Below are 2,823 nucleotides of genomic sequence, written 5' to 3' on the forward strand. Positions count from 1 at the left end.
TGGCCACCACTGACAAGCCCGGCATCATTGCCGAAGGACGTGACATCACCACCGTTGTTGCCCCTGATGCTCCCGCCCGAATCCTGCTCACTGCCAGTGAAGAAGCTAGAATGGCAAGGCGGTCTGCGGAACTTCCACAGCAATCGCAAGATCAAACGGCGTCTGCACTGCGTGCCAGGGATGCAGCCGACTCGCGTGTATCTGACTTCATGACCGCCGCCGATGGCGTTGTGACCGTCGATTCGACTGACTTCTCATATGAGCAGACGATTGATGCGGTCGTAGAGGTTATTCGTTCACGCACGTCGTAAGCCGTGCGAAGGAGAAAATAATGGCTGATAACAAGCCCACCGACGAAGAATTCTTCGACGACGAATTAGACCAAGATGGACTTTCCGAGCGTCTGGATGACCTCGATGAAGAACTAGCCATTGCCCGCGCAGCTTCGCTTCGCGCAGGCCTGGACGACTACGACCTCGACGAGGAAGACTTCGAACTCCTCGACACCGTCACTGAAGACCCCGACAAGATCACCTACCTGCCCGCACTTCCCGTGCTGGCAGTAGTGGGACGCCCCAACGTAGGTAAGTCTGCACTGGTGAACCGCATCATCGGTCGCCGCGAAGCCGTTGTGGAAGACACCCCAGGTGTGACCCGCGACCGCGTCAACTACAAGGCAGAGTGGATGGAACGTCAGTTCACCCTCGTCGACACCGGCGGCTGGGAGCCAGACGCCAAGGGCATCAACGCATCCGTTGCCGCCCAGGCCGAGGTTGCAATCGACCTCGCTGATGCTGTTCTTTTCGTCGTCGACGGCAACGTCGGTGCGACTGCAACCGACGAGCATGTTGTCAAACTTCTGCGCAAGACCAAGAAGCCTGTGTACCTGTTGGCGAACAAGGTCGATGACGCACGCCAAGAGCCCAACATTGCCACATTGTGGTCGCTGGGCCTGGGTGAGCCCTACCCTGTCTCTGCACTCCACGGCCGAGGTGTTGCCGACCTTCTTGACCTCGTTATTCCGAAGCTTCCAGAAGTTTCTGCCGTAGCAAAGCAGGAAGTTGGCGGTCCTCGCCGCGTTGCAATCCTGGGACGCCCCAACGTGGGTAAGTCGTCACTGCTCAACAAGGCAGCCGGTGAAGAGCGCGTGGTCGTCAATGACCTCGCTGGAACCACTCGTGACCCCGTTGATGAGCAGGTAGAGATTGCTGGCAAGGTGTGGCGCTTCGTCGACACCGCCGGTATTCGTCGCCGCGTTCACCTGCAGCAGGGCGCTGACTTCTATGCAACCCTGCGCACCAGCGCTGCTTTGGAAAAGGCAGAAGTTGCAGTCGTCATGATTGACGTCACCGAGCCCATCTCGGAGCAGGACGTGCGCATCATTGACTTGGTCCTCGAGTCTGGTCGTGCACTGGTCCTTGCTTTCAATAAGTGGGACATGCTCGACGATGACCGTCGTCGTTACCTCGAGCGTGAAATCGAACAGGACCTGGCACATGTTGCCTGGGCTCCTCGTGTGAACATCTCTGCTCGTACCGGTCGCCACATGGAGAAGCTGGTACCAGCCCTCGAGCGTGCGCTTGAGTCATGGGATACCCGTATTCCTACCGGTAAGTTCAACGCCTTCTTGGCTGAGCTCACCGCGGCACATCCCCACCCTCTTCGTGGTGGAAAGCAGCCTCGTATTCTCTTCGGAACGCAGTCCTCGACTCGTCCACCTACTTTCGTGCTCTTCACCACAGGATTCCTGGACCCCGGTTACCGCCGTTACATCCAGCGTCGTCTGCGTGAGATCTACGGCTTCGAAGGTTCACCCATCAACGTCAACATGCGCGTGCGCGAAAAGCGCAAGCGATAACCTTCACTCATGGGTAACGTCCCGCCACACCTGCCACCGCCACACTTACGTGACCCCGGTGATGCGTGGGCGGTGGGACCTGACGGTCAGAAGTTCTGGGGTGCTTTTGGTGCTGCTGGGCTTCTTGTCTGGCACAGAGAAGCGGGAATCCTGCTGCAACACCGTGCCGAGTGGTCACACCACGGTGGCACATGGGGGATACCTGGCGGAGCCATCCGCCAAGGAGAGGATGCCATTTCTGGTGCCTTACGTGAAGCCAATGAAGAAGCAGGTGTTCCTGCAGAATCGGTGACAGTTCTCTTTACCGAAGTTCTGGATCTCGACTTCTGGAGCTACACCACCGTCGTGGTGGAATCATCTGAGGTGTTTGAACCCGTCATGGGAGATAGTGAAAGCGAAGCTCTCGCGTGGATTGCACTTGATCTGGTGGAATCCTTTGAACTTCACCCTGGATTTGGTAAGTCGTGGCCAGCGCTCAAGCTCAAGCTTGAAGATTTAGCGAACTAGATCAGCATCACAATCTAGAGTTGTCTCATGGCAACTTCCCGCGGATTTGATCGAGTCGTCAACTTCTCTGACGCTGTCGTGGCAATTGCCATCACCATTCTGGTTCTGCCTCTTGTTGACGAAGCAAGCAGTATTGGCCACGGCGATGTGAATCACTTCCTGGCTGGTATTGGTGCTCAGGTTTATGTCTTTGTCTTGAGCTTTGCGGTCATTGCCTACTACTGGTTCCTGCACCACACCTTCTTTGAACAACTGCAGCAGGTGGACAGGCGCATCATGCTCCTGAATACCCTGTGGTTATTTGGCATCGTCTTCATTCCGTTTCCCACGGCACTGATTGTCGACTCAAATGGACCTGCAGGCTGGGCAACGACTATTTACATGGGAACCATGTTGTTCCTGGCCATCATTCAACTCGCAATGAAGGTTTACGTTCAGAAACACAAAGATCTGTTGAC

4 protein-coding genes are annotated in these 2,823 nt (G+C 56.2%); all 4 read left to right on the top strand.

Annotated features, from left to right (window positions below; all coding sequences use genetic code 11):
* Positions 1-311, top strand: a 311-nt coding sequence (locus tag RR877_RS10280; RefSeq protein WP_332628173.1) for a (d)CMP kinase, incomplete at its 5' end; no start/stop codon positions are given.
* A 20-nt stretch (positions 312-331) separates the two neighbouring features.
* Complete coding sequence (gene der / locus RR877_RS10285) at positions 332-1,858, top strand: ribosome biogenesis GTPase Der (RefSeq protein ID WP_110233558.1); 1,527 nt, start codon at positions 332-334, stop codon at positions 1,856-1,858.
* A 9-nt stretch (positions 1,859-1,867) separates the two neighbouring features.
* The gene (locus tag RR877_RS10290; RefSeq protein ID WP_280800910.1) at positions 1,868-2,365 is read left to right on the top strand and encodes an NUDIX domain-containing protein; all 498 of its coding nucleotides are present in this window, start codon (positions 1,868-1,870) and stop codon (positions 2,363-2,365) included.
* 27 nt (positions 2,366-2,392) lie between these two features.
* Positions 2,393-2,823 (top strand): TMEM175 family protein (locus RR877_RS10295; RefSeq protein WP_332628177.1); only part of this gene is annotated, 431 nt, incomplete at its 3' end.

The organism is Aurantimicrobium sp. (assembly GCF_036667855.1).
GTDB lineage: Bacteria > Actinomycetota > Actinomycetes > Actinomycetales > Microbacteriaceae > Aurantimicrobium.